Source organism: Citrobacter sp. Cy070, from assembly GCF_030332245.1.
GTDB classification, from domain to species: domain Bacteria; phylum Pseudomonadota; class Gammaproteobacteria; order Enterobacterales; family Enterobacteriaceae; genus Citrobacter; species Citrobacter youngae.
The window spans coordinates 59,948-75,914 of record NZ_JAOWIG010000035.1 but is presented as its reverse complement, the minus strand read 5'-3'; the positions used below and the strand labels follow the sequence as shown (position 1 = coordinate 75,914).

13 protein-coding genes are annotated in these 15,967 nt (G+C 52.9%); 3 read left to right on the top strand and 10 right to left on the bottom strand.

Annotated elements, in window-relative coordinates; all coding sequences use genetic code 11:
* Positions 1 to 54: 54 nt before the first annotated feature.
* Complete coding sequence (gene pdeH, locus OGY19_RS02725; RefSeq protein ID WP_005133851.1) at positions 55 to 822, bottom strand: cyclic-guanylate-specific phosphodiesterase; 768 nt, start codon at positions 820 to 822, stop codon at positions 55 to 57.
* A gap of 227 nt (positions 823 to 1,049) precedes the next feature.
* Here pdeH and kdgK point away from each other — a divergent pair, with 227 nt between their 5' ends.
* Positions 1,050 to 1,979 (top strand): 2-dehydro-3-deoxygluconokinase, encoded by a 930-nt coding sequence (gene kdgK / locus OGY19_RS02720; protein WP_048213641.1) that lies wholly within the window; start codon positions 1,050 to 1,052, stop codon positions 1,977 to 1,979.
* 100 nt (positions 1,980 to 2,079) lie between these two features.
* Here the strand turns inward: kdgK and OGY19_RS02715 are convergent, their stop codons facing one another.
* The 4 genes from OGY19_RS02715 to OGY19_RS02700 all read right to left on the bottom strand — a co-directional run bounded on the left by OGY19_RS02715 (position 2,080) and on the right by OGY19_RS02700 (position 7,580).
* Positions 2,080 to 3,573 carry a M16 family metallopeptidase gene (locus tag OGY19_RS02715; protein WP_115601329.1) on the bottom strand — a complete coding sequence of 498 codons (1,494 nt, stop codon included), beginning with the start codon at positions 3,571 to 3,573 and terminating at the stop codon, positions 2,080 to 2,082.
* Positions 3,574 to 3,795: 222 nt separating this feature from the next.
* On the bottom strand, positions 3,796 to 5,082 hold the full coding sequence (gene dctA, locus OGY19_RS02710; RefSeq protein WP_115601328.1) for a C4-dicarboxylate transporter DctC: 1,287 nt from the start codon (positions 5,080 to 5,082) through the stop codon (positions 3,796 to 3,798).
* 157 nt (positions 5,083 to 5,239) lie between these two features.
* Complete coding sequence (hmsP, locus tag OGY19_RS02705) at positions 5,240 to 7,246, bottom strand: biofilm formation regulator HmsP (RefSeq protein ID WP_061066782.1); 2,007 nt, start codon at positions 7,244 to 7,246, stop codon at positions 5,240 to 5,242.
* A 226-nt stretch (positions 7,247 to 7,472) separates the two neighbouring features.
* Positions 7,473 to 7,580 (bottom strand): type I toxin-antitoxin system toxin Ldr family protein, encoded by a 108-nt coding sequence (locus tag OGY19_RS02700; protein WP_040231637.1) that lies wholly within the window; start codon positions 7,578 to 7,580, stop codon positions 7,473 to 7,475.
* Positions 7,581 to 8,007: 427 nt separating this feature from the next.
* Here OGY19_RS02700 and megL point away from each other — a divergent pair, with 427 nt between their 5' ends.
* Both megL and OGY19_RS02690 read left to right on the top strand, forming a co-directional pair.
* On the top strand, positions 8,008 to 9,204 hold the full coding sequence (gene megL, locus OGY19_RS02695) for a methionine gamma-lyase (protein WP_061066783.1): 1,197 nt from the start codon (positions 8,008 to 8,010) through the stop codon (positions 9,202 to 9,204).
* Positions 9,205 to 9,321: 117 nt separating this feature from the next.
* Entirely contained in the window at positions 9,322 to 10,620 is a 1,299-nt protein-coding gene (locus OGY19_RS02690; RefSeq protein ID WP_048213647.1) for an aromatic amino acid transport family protein, read from the top strand.
* Between the two features lie 35 nt (positions 10,621 to 10,655).
* Here the strand turns inward: OGY19_RS02690 and OGY19_RS02685 are convergent, their stop codons facing one another.
* The 5 genes from OGY19_RS02685 to dppB all read right to left on the bottom strand — a co-directional run bounded on the left by OGY19_RS02685 (position 10,656) and on the right by dppB (position 15,961).
* On the bottom strand, positions 10,656 to 11,858 hold the full coding sequence (locus OGY19_RS02685; protein ID WP_048213648.1) for a sigma-54 interaction domain-containing protein: 1,203 nt from the start codon (positions 11,856 to 11,858) through the stop codon (positions 10,656 to 10,658).
* A gap of 176 nt (positions 11,859 to 12,034) precedes the next feature.
* Complete coding sequence (gene dppF / locus OGY19_RS02680; RefSeq protein ID WP_115601327.1) at positions 12,035 to 13,039, bottom strand: dipeptide ABC transporter ATP-binding subunit DppF; 1,005 nt, start codon at positions 13,037 to 13,039, stop codon at positions 12,035 to 12,037.
* Positions 13,036 to 14,019, bottom strand: a complete 984-nt coding sequence (gene dppD, locus OGY19_RS02675; RefSeq protein ID WP_005133837.1) for a dipeptide ABC transporter ATP-binding protein — start codon at positions 14,017 to 14,019, stop codon at positions 13,036 to 13,038. The genes dppF and dppD overlap by 4 nt, the downstream gene beginning before the upstream one ends.
* A gap of 10 nt (positions 14,020 to 14,029) precedes the next feature.
* Positions 14,030 to 14,932, bottom strand: coding sequence for a dipeptide ABC transporter permease DppC (dppC, locus tag OGY19_RS02670; RefSeq protein ID WP_061066786.1), 903 nt, complete (start codon positions 14,930 to 14,932; stop codon positions 14,030 to 14,032).
* 9 nt (positions 14,933 to 14,941) lie between these two features.
* Positions 14,942 to 15,961, bottom strand: a complete 1,020-nt coding sequence (gene dppB / locus OGY19_RS02665) for a dipeptide ABC transporter permease DppB (RefSeq protein ID WP_115601326.1) — start codon at positions 15,959 to 15,961, stop codon at positions 14,942 to 14,944.
* Between the last annotated feature and the right edge of the window lie 6 nt (positions 15,962 to 15,967).

Sequence of the window (15,967 nt, the reverse complement as noted above, 5' to 3'; positions counted from 1 at the left end):
TGCCTGTCCTAAAGATAGTCCAGCAGGGCGAAAAGGAGGCACGCTACATCCGCATCAAAGCGACAGAATCACCTCTTCCAGGGTACTCAGTGGCACCGGACGAGAGAGGAAATAGCCCTGAGCAGCAAAAGCCGGTGAGTTTTGCACATCGCGCCACTCTTCCAGGGTTTCAACACCTTCGACAATCACGCCACGGCAATAGCGGTTCATAAGCTGGAGCAGCAAAGTGAAGAGGTTACGGCCTTCCGGCGTCTGACGCAGCATGACAAACAGATCCCGCGCCACTTTGATGTAGTCGTAACTCACTTCGCTAAGGGCCGAGAAATTGGCCATCCCGGTACCAAAATCATCCAGCCAGAGCGGGCCGAACTCGCACATCGAGGCAAACGACGATCCCTTCGGTAAGCGGATATGCTCAACCAACTCAAAGCGTAACCAGGGCAGGCATTCAATGATTTTCAGGATCTCGGGGTCCTGGCGCATCGCAATGAGCGTCGGGCCATCGACATTGACGGAGGCCAGCAGATCGTGGGCTCTGAAAAAATCACTTTTCAGTTCAAGTTGTTCAAGCTGCTCTTTCACTACCTCAACGCGATGCCGAACAGCAACTTCAGCAAAATAACGGTCTGGCGCAATGCGTTGAGCAGGGTTATCAGGATGGCTCACGACGGTTAGCAGCTCTACGGCCATCAGCCGACCATTGGTCTGGTAAATGGGCTGATAAGTGTAAGCACGCTCGCACTGCAGCCAATAGCGTCGCTCCTGCAAGCATTCGATACTCGCATCTGGCGTAATTAGCTGCTGGGTGACCTGCTTTATCATCTGAGGTGTCCTGTAAATAAGAGTGTGACTGACCGGACTCGTCAAAGGTTATCGGCGCTCAGGCGCAGAACTTTACGTTCAGCAGTACGCAAAATAAAAACAGCGGTAAAAACGACACAGAACACGTTCTGGCTCAAAAAAATAATGGAACGTTGTTTTAATATAGTTGACCACTTAACACCCACAGCGCACACTAACGCTAATTTTTTTCAGAGCAGGTTACGACTATGTCCAGGAAGATTGCCGTGATTGGCGAATGCATGATTGAGCTGTCACAGAAAGGCGCCGACGTTCAGCGCGGATTCGGTGGCGACACGTTGAATACATCCGTTTATATTGCCCGTCAGGTCGATTCTGCGGCCCTTTCCGTACATTACGTCACGGCGCTGGGCACTGACAGTTTCAGCCAGCAAATGCTGGAATCCTGGCAGGGAGAAAACGTCGATACGTCATTAACCCAGCGTATGGAAAACCGTCTGCCGGGTCTCTATTACATTGAGACTGACAGTACTGGCGAGCGCACCTTCTATTACTGGCGTAATGAAGCGGCGGCAAAATTCTGGCTGGAGAGCGAACAATCCGGCGCCATTTGCAAAACGCTGGCGACATTCGACTACCTGTACCTGAGCGGAATCAGCCTGGCGATTTTAAGCCCGGCCAGCCGTGACAAACTGCTGTCGCTGCTGCGCGAGTGTCGCGCCAACGGCGGCAAGGTCATTTTTGACAACAACTACCGCCCGCGTCTGTGGAGCAGCAAAGAAGAAACTCAGCAGGTGTATCAGCAGATGCTGGAGTGCACCAATATTGCGTTCCTGACGCTGGACGATGAAGACGCGCTGTGGGGTGAAAAACCCGTAGAGGACGTAATTGCCCGGACTCACGCAGCTGGCGTACAGGAAGTGGTTGTGAAGCGCGGCGCAGACTCTTGCCTGGTGTCCATCGAGGGTGAAGGACTTATCGATGTACCGGCTGTAAAATTACCGAAAGAAAAAGTGATCGATACCACGGCGGCAGGAGACTCCTTCAGTGCCGGGTATCTGGCAGTGCGTTTAACCGGTGGCGATGCCGCTGAAGCCGCAAAACGTGGCCACCTGACAGCAAGCACCGTTATTCAGCATCGCGGGGCGATTATCCCACGCGATGCCATGCCGCAGTAACGTCGATTATCCGGTCTGCATACCGTAGGCCGGACAAGCAAAGCGCCCCCGGCATCTCCAATGCCGGATAGCGGCGTAACCCCCTTATCCGGCCTACAGGTTACTGTACTGGCGGGATATCCGTCACTTCAGGATGTGATTCATCCGTTTCAGCCGACGTTGCCGCTGCGGTAACCGGCGCCATTATGCTATCCCATGTCGCCTGCAGATCCTTCATGTTGAACTCAGGTTCCCCTTTCGGCTGAAGAAGAATGAGAGCCATATCCTGCGATAGCTGCTGACGCAAATCCTGATTCAGCATCTCAACGGTCAGGCCATTAAGGAAGTTCTGCCGTAAACGCTGATACTGTTCTGGCGCGATATCCACCACCTGGTTTTGCAACGAGCGCAAACGCTGGCTGATCAAAATATCGGTATCGGTGCGGCCGTAGGTGGCAAACAGTTTCTGCAATTCCAGATTTTTTTGCGCTACCAGCGCATTGAACTCTTCTTCCGGCAGGCCCTTGTCCCGCACTTTCGCCAGTTCACGAGCCACCGTGCCCAGGTTCGCATTCAGCTTATCGTTCGGCGATTCAACGTTAATAGCGCACTGTGCACGCAGGAACAGCACCCGACAGTCAAAGCCGAGGCCGATGTCTTTCGCGTTGTTCCTGGATAACGTCTGCTGGATATGCCAGAACAGCGCTTCACGGGCTAAATCGGCACGCCAGTAGCGTAACAACGCGGCGGATTCACGAATAGGTTGCCACGGCGCGTCCCACATGATGGAAAGACGATCCTGGCGTACCGCATCGGTCATAATGCTTACCGCTTCCGCACGCAGTGGAGAGAGCGTAGGCACCGGAGCCGGCGTTTCACGTTTTCCTTTTAACTCGCCAAAGGTTTTATTGATTTGCTCAGCCACGCTACGCGCATCAACGTTACCGACGATAATCAGCGTCATCGCATCCGGGGTATACCATTTCTGGTAGAACGACTGAATTTTTGCTGCATCAATCGGCTTTTTCAGCGGATCGGCAGGATCGTGCCCTAACAGCGTGGAGCCTTTCAGACGATAACGCCACCATCCCTCTTTGGTATCTGACGGCCAGGTTGCCACCATATCTTCGCTGCTCAGTGCATGGTTAACCGTTTCAGGGGTAATGGTCAGCTTGCCGGAAATATTCGCCAGGTAAGAAAGTGACTCTTTCAGTAGATCGTTACGGCTGTTTGGCAGACTGAGGTTGTACAACGTGGAATCATAGGAAACGATAACGGGCGGCATGGGGCGTTTAGGATCGAACCCCTGCTGCCACAATGAACGGGCTTGCGTGGCATCAAGGCCACCGCTTTGCGTCAGCGCGATACGTGGGATCGCATGGCTGAAACCACTCTGTTGCGTACTTTCGGTGAGTGAACCGGTATTAACCAGCAGGCGAACCTCAATACGGTCGCTGGGGCGCTGGGGAGTGGCTAACACTTGCCACTGGAGACCATTTGCCAGCGTGCCCTGTTGCCACGCCGGGTCAGGCTGGAGCGCATCTGCCTGCACATAGCCGGCAGTGGCCATCATCAGCAAGCCGCCCGCTAAAAGTCGAATTTTTGTGCCCTGCATGTGAACCCCTGATCAACTATCCTGGAAATAAAAAGACAGCCCTGAGAAGGACCCTCTGAATATGACGTTAAAAACACTTCGTGTTAGACCGCAAGAACATAAAAATGTCACGGAAGAAGTGAAAAAATCCCGAAACCGTCGAACAGACAGTTTCAGGCACAGGGGGTAATTATGCGCAAACGCCCGCAGTCCTGGAAGGGACTACGGGCATAAGTGGAGAGATTAAGAGGATATTTCGTGCGTTTTGCCATCCGGCGCACGATTATTCAGCACATCATCAAGCTTTTTGTGGTCCAGTTCTTTCACCCACTTAGCCACAACGACCGTTGCCACCCCGTTACCGACCAGGTTAGTCAGCGCACGCGCTTCAGACATAAAGCGGTCAATACCCAGGATGAGCGCCAGACCCGCTACCGGCAGATGCCCTACTGCGGAAATTGTCGCTGCCAGCACGATAAAGCCACTTCCGGTCACGCCCGCTGCGCCTTTCGAGGAGAGCAGCAGCACCACCAACAGGGTTATCTGATGGAAGATATCCATATGACTATTGGTGGCCTGCGCGATAAACACCGCCGCCATAGTCAGATATATCGATGTCCCATCAAGGTTAAACGAGTAGCCCGTGGGTATAACCAACCCGACAACCGACTTCCGGCAGCCCAGTTTTTCCATCTTATCAAGCATACGCGGCAGCGCGGATTCAGAAGAAGACGTACCCAGTACGATCAGCAGTTCTTCACGGATATAGCGGATGAATTTGAAAATGCTGAAGCCGGTTGCGCGAGCAATGGAGCCCAGAACCACGACCACAAACAGGATACAGGTAATGTAGAAGCAGATAATCAACTGACCCAGTTGCACCAGCGTTCCGACGCCATACTTACCGATGGTAAAGGCCATGGCACCGAAAGCACCTATCGGCGCAAGGCGCATGATCATGTTGATAATGCCGAAAATAACCTGCGAGAAACTTTCAATTACGTTGAAAATCATCTGGCCTTTGCTGCCCAGACGGTGCAGAGCAAAACCAAACATCACCGCGAACAACAATACCTGCAGGATGTTGCCGCTGGCGAACGCGCCAATGACGCTACCCGGGATAATATCCATCAGGAAGCCCACGATCCCCTGGTCTTTTGCCTGCTCGGCGTAGATCGCTACCGCTTTGGCATCCAGCGTTGCCGGATCGACGTTCATCCCGGCGCCGGGTTGCACCACGTTGACAATGATAAGACCAATGATCAGCGCAATCGTACTAACCACTTCAAAATAAAGCAGTGCAACCGCACCTGTGCGGCCAACTGCTTTCATACTTTCCATACCTGCAATGCCGGTAACGACAGTACAGAAGATAACAGGTGCGATGACCATCTTAATGAGCTTAACGAACGCGTCGCCAAGCGGTTTCATTTGGGCGCCTAATTCAGGGTAGTAATGGCCAAGGAGGATACCAATGGCAATTGCTGTCAGGACCTGAAAGTAAAGGCTTTTGAAGATAGAGGTTTTCATAGGGTGTCCTTAAAGTAAAAACCACAGGTCTTGTAAGGTTTTGTTTAACCTGCGGCCTTAAAGTAACACCCACACAACATGACAGAAATGCACCTGGATCATAATTGATACAAATTTGTTAAAAATTTTGAACTGGCTCGCACAAGCGCTACCTTTTTTAACTTTTGTAATCAGCTGATTCCTTCGCTAAATAGCGTTCTTCGAAGATATCTGCCGGAACCGGACGGGCAAACAGGAATCCTTGCGCGACGTCCACCCCTGCCTGTGATAACCAGTCGCGTTGCGCTTCGGTTTCAACGCCTTCCGCAATCATTTGCAAATTGAGACTGTGAGCCAGCTGAATAATGGCAGAAATCATACTGCTATCTTCTGGCAGGCCTTCAACAAACATCTTATCGATTTTGAGCACATCAACTGGCAGTGACTTCATATGCTGCAACTGTCGCAGACCCGCATAGCCCATACCAAAGTCATCCAACGCAATGCGTACCCCCGCATTGCGCAGTGGGCGCAGGATAGCGACAGCGGCGTTTGGATCATCTATATGCCGGCTTTCGGTAACTTCCAGAATCAAGGTACCGGGCTTAATGCGATATCGGTTTAACAACTCCAGCAGATCCGACACCATACTGGGGTGCATGAGCTGTAGCGCAGACAGATTCACCGACAGCGGTAACATCAGACCACGTTCCTGCCAGGCCGCAAGCTGGCGACAAGACTCCTCCAGCACCCAATATCCAACCGTCACCATCAGACCGCAGGATTCAATCCTGTCGATTAACCCTTCCGGTAATTCCCAGCTTCCGTCTGCCTGCTGCATCCGCAATAAAGCTTCAGCACTCAACATCTTGCCGCTGGCGATCTCTACCTGCGGCTGCATCCACAGCGCAAATTGCTGGTGATCAAGCGCGGTCAGAATGTCGTTCTCTTCGGTCAAACGCTGCTGTGCTTCTTCCATTTGCTGCGGATCAAAGAATTGGATCTGATTTTTACCCTTGCGACGCGAGGTTAGCACTGCCGATAGCGCGCGACTGTATAGCTGTTCCGCCGTCAAATCGCCGTAGTACATCGCCACCCCAATGTTGCAGCTCGGGCGAAGCTGAATACCCTGAATGGGCAACCGTTCATTCATGATAGTAAGTACTTGCTGACCTAATGTGATTGCATGCCAGGGTTCCTTCACACCGTGCGCGATAATCGCGAAGTCATAGCCGCTCACCTGAGTAAGCACCATTCTGGGCGCCAGCACCGATCTCAGTTTCTCAACCAGCGTCAACAGCAGGATTTCCCGCTGGGTCTCGGTCAATACACCGGCGGTATCACGCAGGGTTTCGCAGGTGACAATCATCAACGCAGTTGTTTGCGGGCCAGTAACAATCTGCTCAAGTAGCCCCATTAAGAACGTCTTATTTGGCAGTTCAGAGACCGGAAAGCGCATCGAATTGTCGTTCTGCTCTTCACTGTGGCGCAGGACCAGTTGCTGATTCAGGTTGTAGCTACGCACCAGCATCCCAATCTCATCATCCTGATGCATAGGCGGTAATGCCAGTTGATAGCCGATCAGCTCCTGCTGCGGAATATCGTTCAGTTCGCGAGCAATTTTGCGTAACGGGTGCACAATCAGGCGGTTAATACACCAGGAGATGGCTACCGACAGGATTAACGACAAAAGTAAGTAAATGGTCACTAACGTTGAAAGCGTGCTCGTCACGAATTTGTACATGCGGTATGAATCCGCCTGTAACACCAGATACGCCAGCGGCTGTGGGTTGGCAGAGCGCTCAAGAGAATAGACCGGGAGCGAAATCTGCACCGGCAGTTCAAACAGTCGGGTCACCGTAACCGGAACGGGGCGTTCAGGGATAAAGCTCATCCGCAATGCCTGAAACTGGTTGGGCAGTACCACATCCGCGCGACTGACCACACCAGCGGGCTGGATACGGCTTAAAATCATTTCTGCTTCGGGGATATCCCCCTTCAGGATGGCAGCCGACAGAGGTTCACGGACGGAGCGAGCGATGCTTTCCAGTTGCGTAGCCGTGTTATAGCGGTTCTGCTGGACCAAATGGAACAACAAAACGGTGCAAAAAATAAAAACAAACACCATGACAACGGCCGCAACCATCGCCATCTGCTTAATTGTTAACGAGCGACTGACACGCAAACTGACTCTCCACGGATAGACGAAACTGCCGTCAGAGTATACCCGATCGTAGCGGTATTAAGAGAGGCGGTATCTGAAAACTTCCCAGCGTGCATTATCGCGACAGGATAGGCACCTGGCGACGAGATTTATCTGCATTTAAGCCGAAAAAGGCCGCAAGGTTAACCCCTGCGGCCTGGTTCGGGCGCATGTTGCCATTACGGCAGGCAGACACCCATAGAGCACATTACTTCCGGTTATGTAGCCAGTTCACAATCAGGCTGGCGATAATGCCAGCGATGATCGGCGCTGCCAGATCGTGCCAGAAGGCTGTGCCCAGTTGCATGAGCGTCATATAGCCGCCTGTGTTGCAATGGCAACTGTTCGCGGCTATTCTTGAGTTGTTGAGGTTCAAGTTAGCCCCCGTTTTGTTGCCAGGTTTATACCGAACAACGTGCGGGGGTTTTCTCTTTCCAGCAACCTATGCCGCCGGGGATCAAGCCCCCGCAACATTGCGCCTCACCGGGTAAACCCGGCTTGCTGCTGATTCTACGGTAACACTTCCGTCTCATCACCCCGGAGTGATCCAGTCTGCGTAAAGCCTCGCAATTACGGCTTAATAAATCCGCCAAGCCCTGGAAAGTTTCTTGCCAACTGGCAACTTTCCTGACGGCTACCCGCACGATAAAACCACTAACGTATTGATATCTATTAGTTTATTTTCTGGCACAGCGATTGCTATATGACTGTGAGCTGTTCTGTTCCGAATCAAAGGAGATATCATGTCTGACTGTCGTACTTACGGATTCAACACCCAGATCGTTCACGCGGGGCAACAACCCGACCCTTCAACTGGCGCGCTCAGTACGCCTATTTTCCAGACTTCAACGTTTGTTTTTGACAGCGCCGAACAAGGTGCCGCCCGCTTTGCGCTCGAAGAGTCCGGGTACATTTATACCCGTTTGGGCAACCCTACCACCGATGCGCTGGAGAAAAAGCTGGCGGTGCTGGAAAGAGGTGAAGCCGGGCTGGCTACCGCGTCCGGTATTTCTGCGATCACCACAACGCTGCTGACGCTGTGCCAGCAGGGCGACCATATCGTTTCCGCCAGCGCGATTTATGGTTGTACTCACGCATTTCTGTCGCACAGCATGCCGAAGTTCGGCATTAACGTGAGTTTTGTCGACGCCGCGAAACCGGAAGAAATCCGCGCCGCCATGCGCCCGGAAACCAAAGTTGTGTATATCGAAACGCCCGCTAACCCGACGCTGTCGCTGGTCGACATTGAAACGGTAGCCGGTATCGCCCATCAGCAAGGCGCATTGCTGGTGGTGGATAACACCTTTATGTCGCCGTACTGTCAGCAGCCTCTGCAATTGGGCGCAGACATCGTGGTGCATAGCGTCACTAAATATATCAACGGTCACGGAGACGTGATTGGCGGCATCATTGTCGGGAAACAGGAATTTATCGACCAGGCGCGGTTTGTCGGTTTGAAGGATATTACCGGTGGCTGTATGAGCCCTTTCAACGCCTGGCTGACGCTGCGCGGCGTTAAAACATTGGGCATTCGTATGGAACGTCACTGTGAAAACGCGCTAAAAATCGCCCGCTTCCTCGAAGGGCATCCGTCCATTACCCGCGTTTATTACCCTGGCCTGGCTTCGCACCCACAGTATGAACTGGGCCAACGGCAGATGAGCCTGCCAGGGGGAATTATCAGCTTCGAAATCGCCGGCGGCCTCGAGGCTGGCAGACGGATGATCAATTCTGTAGAATTGTGCCTCCTCGCGGTCAGTCTCGGTGATACCGAAACCCTCATTCAGCACCCAGCGTCTATGACACATTCGCCCGTTGCGCCAGAGGAACGGCTTAAAGCAGGTATTACCGACGGGCTTATCCGTCTTTCTGTGGGTCTTGAAGATCCAGAAGATATTATTAACGACCTTGAACACGCCATCAGAAAGGCAACATTCTGACCATTACGGCCTGAACCGACGACGCTCGGTTCAGGTCGTTGAGCATCAAGGCACAACAGTCTGGCTATACGCGCGCTCCTTTTTTGGGGAGAACGGGTATTTTGGGCAGGGGGTTCTATGCAGGACAACACAATACAATTAAGCAACAATACAGCAACCGCCGTACCATTCTCAAAGAAAATACCGTTTACAAAATACGATTTTGGCTGGGTATTACTCTGCATCGGCATGGCAATTGGTGCGGGTACAGTTCTGATGCCGGTACAAATTGGCTTAACCGGCATTTGGGTTTTTATTGTCGCCTTTATTATCGCTTACCCGGCAACGTACATTGTGCAGGACATTTATTTAAAAACATTATCCGAAAGTGAAACCTGCAATGACTACACCGATATTATAAGTCATTACCTTGGGAAAAACTGGGGTGTATTCCTCGGTGTGATTTACTTTTTGATGATTATTCATGGAATATTCATCTATTCATTATCGGTGGTTTTTGACAGCGCCTCGTATATCAAAACTTTTGGGCTAACCGATACCGACCTTTCGCAGTCAATCATCTACAAAGTGGCCATTTTTGCCGTACTGGTAGCCATTGCTTCCGGGGGAGAAAAGCTACTGTTCAAAATCTCCGGTCCGATGGTGGTGGTAAAAGTCGGCATTATCATCATCTTCGGCTTTGCGATGGTTCCGCACTGGAACTTCAGCAATATCAGCGCCTTTCCTGAAGCATCGGTGTTCTTTCGCGATGTGCTGCTGACTATCCCATTCTGCTTCTTCTCGGCGGTGTTTATTCAGGTGCTGAACCCCATGAACATTGCCTACCGCAAACGGGTGGCGGACCGGGTACTGGCCACACGTATGGCTATACGCACGCATCGGATCAGTTACATTACGCTGATTGCGGTCATCCTGTTTTTCTCCTTCTCTTTTACCTTTTCGATTAGCCATGAAGAGGCCGTGTCGGCCTTCGAACAGAATATTTCTGCACTGGCTCTGGCGGCGCAGGTTATTCCTGGTCAGATTATTCACATCACCTCAACGGTGTTAAATATCTTCGCTGTATTAACCGCATTCTTTGGTATTTATTTGGGATTCCACGAGGCGATTAAAGGAATTATTCTTAACGTTCTGAGCCGCGTTATTGACGTGGAGAAAATTAATCCTCTGGTGCTTACGCTGGGTATTTGCACATTTATCGTTATTACGCTGGTTATTTGGGTATCGTTTCGCGTATCGGTACTGGTGTTCTTCCAGTTAGGCAGCCCGCTGTACGGGATTGTGTCGTGTATTATTCCGTTTTTCCTGATCTATAAAGTCACACAGCTGGAAAAACTGCGCGGGCTGAAAACCTGGCTAATCCTGCTGTACGGGATCCTGCTATGCCTGTCGCCATTACTGAAGCTGATTGAATAACCCGCGTAAACTGCGCCGTCAACACCTGGCGGCGCTTAGCTCACACTCTCCAGTTGATAGCTGCGAATTTTATTCAGTACCGTGGTATGTGACACCCCCAGCGCTTTGGCGATATGCCGTGACGACACATTCTCCTCCACCATCTGTTCAATTAACTGACGCTCGGCGCACTGGACCTGCTCTTTAAAAGGACGTTCTGTCGGGCCTTGCTTAACGGCGGGAAAATTCACTATTCCTAATTCTTCCCGCGTTATGACATCGGACTCCGCCATTAGCATCAGGCGAATAATGGTATTTTCCAGTTCGCGCACATTTCCCGGCCAACTGTGATGATGCAGGGCATCAAAGCAAGCTTTATCCAGAATGATCCGCCGCTGGAACTCCTTCGCGTATTTCTGCACAAAGTGGCGAATCAACAGACTGATATCCTGCGGGCGCTCCCGCAAGGGTGGAATAGTCAGGGAAAGTACATTGATGCGGTAATAGAGATCGGCGCGCAGCAGGCGTTGCTCCACCATCTCTTCCAGATTGGCGTTGGTTGCCACAATAATGCGTACATTAACCGGAATAATTTGCGCCCCGCCAACGCGACGGATCCCGCCATCCTGCAGGACGCGCAATAATTTAGCCTGTAAGCCCAGCGACATTTCACCAAATTCATCGAGAAAAAGGGTGCCTTTCTCGGCCATTTCAAACAACCCTTTTTTACCTTTACAGTCTGCGCCGCTAAAAGCCCCTTTCTCATAGCCAAAGAATTCACTCTCCATCAACGACTCAGGTAGCGCAGAGCAGTTAACCGGAATAAACGGATAAAAACGCCGCTGACCGGAATTATGGATAGCCCGGGCCAGCAATTCTTTGCCAGTGCCCGTATCACCACGGATCAGAACGGTATATTTGCTGTCAGCAATTTTTATCGCCTTTTCGATAAGCGAGTGCATGCTCTGGCTGCTGCAAATAATGTCAGAGAAATAGCGCGGGCGTTCCGGCTCAGACATCGACAACTCGCTTATCTCTTCACATAGGTAAGCGACGTTAATAATATCGGCACGTCGGCTTAAACAGGATTGCACGCAGGAAATATCCTGTAACTGGCGACACCAGGATTTAATCAGGATCCGTCCAGGTGTGACTTTCATGGAGATGATATTGATATCACAACAGGAAAATTCCTTCAGGACATCCTCAACCATCGACAGACGATCAATTGTTTTAATATCCCAGCGTATCGTGACCACATTTGCTCCTGGTAGTTAGCAACTGCGAAGTAGATATTTCTGTGCCGTCCAAAAATCTGACTATATTCTAGACACTATGGAATAATGTTCTGCCAATGGACTCACATTGTGGGAGTAAAAACGAATTATAAAAAAACCGGAGCACAAGGCTCCGGTTATCGGGTCATAACCCACGTTTATTGCTGTGGGTTTTCGTCCTGGTCAACGGCGAAACAGGCTACCAGTTGACCACCATAGTCTTTTAACTGTGGCTGAAGCTGAGTACACGGACCAAAGCGACGACGGCAACGGGCGTTGAACGCACAGCCCGGTGGCGGATTCAGCGGGCTTGGCAGCTCACCAGTCAGCTTGATACGCTCGCGGCGATCGTCCGGGTTCAGGCGCGGCGTTGCGGAAAGCAGCGCCTGAGTGTACGGATGACGTGGATTATTGAAGATCTGATCCTTGGTTCCTTTTTCCACGCAGCGGCCCAAATACATCACCATCACTTCATCAGCAATGTGCTCTACCACCGACAGGTCGTGCGAGATAAAGACGTAGGACAGCCCCAGTTCCTGCTGCAAGTCCATCATCAGGTTCAGCACCTGCGCACGTACGGAAACGTCCAGCGCCGAGACCGGTTCGTCGGCAATCACCACATCCGGGTCAAGCATTAAACCGCGGGCAATGGCGATACGCTGACGCTGACCGCCGGAGAACATATGCGGATAGCGGTCGTAGTGCTCGGTTTTCAGTCCCACTTTCGCCATCATCGCCAGCGCTTTTTCACGACGCTCCTCTTTGCTGAGCGTCGTGTTGATCAGCAACGGCTCTTCCAGAATCTGCCCAACTTTCTTACGTGGGTTCAGGGAACCGTAGGGGTTCTGGAATACTATCTGGATTTTCTGCCGACGCAGCTTCTGCGCATGCGGGTCGTGCTTGAGTAAATCCTGTCCCTGGTAATACAGCTCACCGCCGGTCGGGATTTCAATCATCGTCAGCAGACGGCCAAGGGTGGATTTTCCACAGCCCGACTCACCGACCACCGCCAGCGTTTTACCGCGCTCCAGAGTAAAGGAAACACCATCCAGCGCTTTCACCAGGCGTTCCGGGGCGAACATGCCCTTTTTCACCGGGTAGTGTTTTTTCAGGTCAATGGCCTGCAACAGCGGCTGTTGCGCGGCGGCCTTTTGCGTACTCATAGCCCAGGCCTCCCGGCATCATCAAGTGGGTAGTGGCATTTCGACTGACGACCGCCTTCCAGCAGGTTCAGTTCAGGTTCTTCAGCGCGGCATTTGTCAGTCGCATAGGGGCAGCGCGGGTTCAACAGACAACCGTTCGGGCGGTCATATTTCCCTGGCACCACGCCCGGCAACGAGGCCAGACGCGCTTTATCCTGTGCAAACTCCGGCAACGCACGTAGCAATGCCTGGGTATACGGATGACGCGGCGCGCGGAAGATATCCTGCGCGGCCCCGGTTTCCACGACCTGCCCGGCGTACATCACGATGATTTTGTGCGCCGCTTCCGCCACCAGCGCCAGATCGTGGGTAATCAAGACCAGCGCCATGTTCTCTTTTTGCTGCAATTCCAGCAGTAGCTCGATGATCTGCGCCTGAATGGTCACATCCAGCGCCGTTGTCGGTTCATCGGCAATCAGCAGCTTCGGACGACAGGCAATCGCCATCGCGATCATCACGCGCTGACTCATCCCACCGGACAACTGGTGCGGATAGACATCCAGGCGCGAGGCCGGATCGGGGATCCCCACCAGCGTCAGCAGGTCAATTGCCCGCTGAATACGCGTTTTTTTGTTGCCGCCCTGGTGCACCTTGATGGCTTCCATAATCTGGTAGCCGACGGTGTAGCAGGGGTTAAGACTGGTCATCGGGTCCTGGAAGATCATTGCCACTTCCGCACCCACCAGTTGGCGACGCTCTTTCTCAGAGATGCGCTTCAGGTCGCGACCATTAAACTCCAGATTTTCGGCCATAACGCGGCCAGGGTAGTCAATCAGCCCCATAATCGCCAGCGAGCTGACGGACTTACCAGAACCAGACTCCCCAACAATGCCAACCACTTCACCCTGATTCACACTGTAGCTAATGCGGTCTACGGCGCGGAATTCGGAACCTACGTCGCCGAAATGCACCGATAATTTATCTACATTTAATAACGCCATCTCGAACCTCTTACTGCTTCAGTTTGGGATCGAGCGCGTCACGCAGACCGTCACCCATCAGGTTAAATGCCAGCACCGTCAGCAGGATCGCCAGACCCGGGAAGGTCACGACCCACCAGGCGCTTTGAGCGAACTGCAGCACGTCAGAGAGCATGGTGCCCCACTCTGGCGTCGGCGGCTGTGCGCCCATCCCCAGAAAGCCGAGGGCAGCCATATCGAGAATGGCGTTAGAGAAGCCAAGCGACGCCTGAACAATCAGCGGCGCAAGACAGTTAGGCAGAATATTGACGAACATCTGGCGCATCGCACCGGCTCCGGCCACGCGGGATGCGGTGACATAGTCGCGGTTCACCTCCACCAGTACGGCGGCACGCGTCAGACGCACATAGTGCGGCAATGCCACGAACGTCAGCGCCAGCGCGGCGTTGCCAATCGAGGGACCAAATACCGCCACCAGCACCAGCGCCAGTAACAGGCTCGGCAGCGCCAGCATGATATCAACCACGCGCATGATGACGTTATCGACAATCCCGCCAAAGTAACCGGCGATAAGCCCGAGAACCACGCCCATCAGCAGGGAAAGCACCACCACCAGACAGCCAACCAACAGCGACAGACGCGCCCCGTACATCAGGCGGGACAGCACATCGCGGCCCACATCATCAGTACCAAGCAGGTGCGCCATGGAACCGCCTTCCTGCCATGCCGGCGGAGCCAGCAGCGTATCGCGGAACTGGTCTGCCGGGTTGTACGGCGCGAGAACGTTGGCAAAGACCGCAATCAGGATCATCACCACCACGTACACCAGCCCAACGACCGCGCCTTTGTTGCGTTTAAAATAGTGCCAGAACTCCTGCAGCGGGGTCATGGGCACCGGTGCAGCAATAACTTTATTTTCAGTAACCTGTGACATGATGGCCCCTTACTTCTTATGCCGAATACGCGGGTTCACCACGCCGTACAGCAGGTCTACCAGCAGGTTGACGAGGATAATCATCGTCGCGACCAGCAGTACCCCACCCTGCACTACCGGATAATCACGGCGTTGCAGCGCATCTATCAGCCAGCGTCCCAGACCCGGCCACGAGAAGATAGTCTCGGTCAGGATCGCCCCTGCCAGCAGCGTGCCGACCTGCAGGCCGATAACGGTGACAACCGGCAGCATCGCGTTACGCAGAGCATGAATGATGATGACGCGCATGCGGGTCAAACCTTTAGCGCGCGCGGTGCGGATGTAATCCTCACCCAACACTTCCAGCATCGATGAACGGGTCATACGCACAATGACCGCCAGAGGTATAGTGCCCAGCACCATTGCCGGCAGAACCATATGCGCCAGCGCATCGATAAAATTGCCCTCTTCACCCCAGATGGCGGTGTCGATCAACATAAAACCGGTCAGCGGATTGGAATCATCAAGGAACACCATGTCGCTCACCCGACCGGAAACCGGCGTCAGGTTCCACTGTACGGACACCAGCATGATCAGCATCATGCCCCACCAGAAGATCGGCATGGAGTAACCGGTCAGCGCCAGGCCAACGGCGGTATGATCGAAAATGGAGCCGCGCTTAACGGCAGCAAGAACACCCACCGGGATACCTATTGCGACGGCGAAAATCATCGCGCAGACGCCGAGTTCCAGCGTCGCTTTGAAGCGAGGCACGAACTCTTCCCACACCGGTAAGCGGCTTTTCAGCGAGATACCTAAATCACCATGCATAACCCCCCAGATATAGTGGAGGTACTGCTGCCACATCGGCTTATCCAGACCGAGTTCAGCCAACAGTTGAGCATGACGCTCAGGGGAGATCCCACGTTCACCCGCCATGATCATAACCGGATCGCCGGGGATCATATGGACGAAGGCAAAGGTGAGAAGAGTGATACCGATAAACGTGGGGATGACGAGTCCCAAACGTCGGAGAATGAACTGCAACATAACCCG

What these genes read in the sequence shown, in the direction of transcription:
- OGY19_RS02715 (WP_115601329.1), bottom strand. Translation starts at nt 3,573, where the DNA reads ATGCAGGGCACAAAAATTCGACTTTTAGCGGGCGGCTTGCTGATGATG.
- dppB (WP_115601326.1), bottom strand. Translation starts at nt 15,961, where the DNA reads ATGTTGCAGTTCATTCTCCGACGTTTGGGACTCGTCATCCCCACGTTT.
- dppF (WP_115601327.1), bottom strand. Translation starts at nt 13,039, where the DNA reads ATGAGTACGCAAAAGGCCGCCGCGCAACAGCCGCTGTTGCAGGCCATT.
- megL (WP_061066783.1), top strand. Translation starts at nt 8,008, where the DNA reads ATGTCTGACTGTCGTACTTACGGATTCAACACCCAGATCGTTCACGCG.
- kdgK (WP_048213641.1), top strand. Translation starts at nt 1,050, where the DNA reads ATGTCCAGGAAGATTGCCGTGATTGGCGAATGCATGATTGAGCTGTCA.
- dctA (WP_115601328.1), bottom strand. Translation starts at nt 5,082, where the DNA reads ATGAAAACCTCTATCTTCAAAAGCCTTTACTTTCAGGTCCTGACAGCA.
- dppC (WP_061066786.1), bottom strand. Translation starts at nt 14,932, where the DNA reads ATGTCACAGGTTACTGAAAATAAAGTTATTGCTGCACCGGTGCCCATG.
- dppD (WP_005133837.1), bottom strand. Translation starts at nt 14,019, where the DNA reads ATGGCGTTATTAAATGTAGATAAATTATCGGTGCATTTCGGCGACGTA.
- OGY19_RS02700 (WP_040231637.1), bottom strand. Translation starts at nt 7,580, where the DNA reads ATGACGCTCATGCAACTGGGCACAGCCTTCTGGCACGATCTGGCAGCG.
- OGY19_RS02690 (WP_048213647.1), top strand. Translation starts at nt 9,322, where the DNA reads ATGCAGGACAACACAATACAATTAAGCAACAATACAGCAACCGCCGTA.
- pdeH (WP_005133851.1), bottom strand. Translation starts at nt 822, where the DNA reads ATGATAAAGCAGGTCACCCAGCAGCTAATTACGCCAGATGCGAGTATC.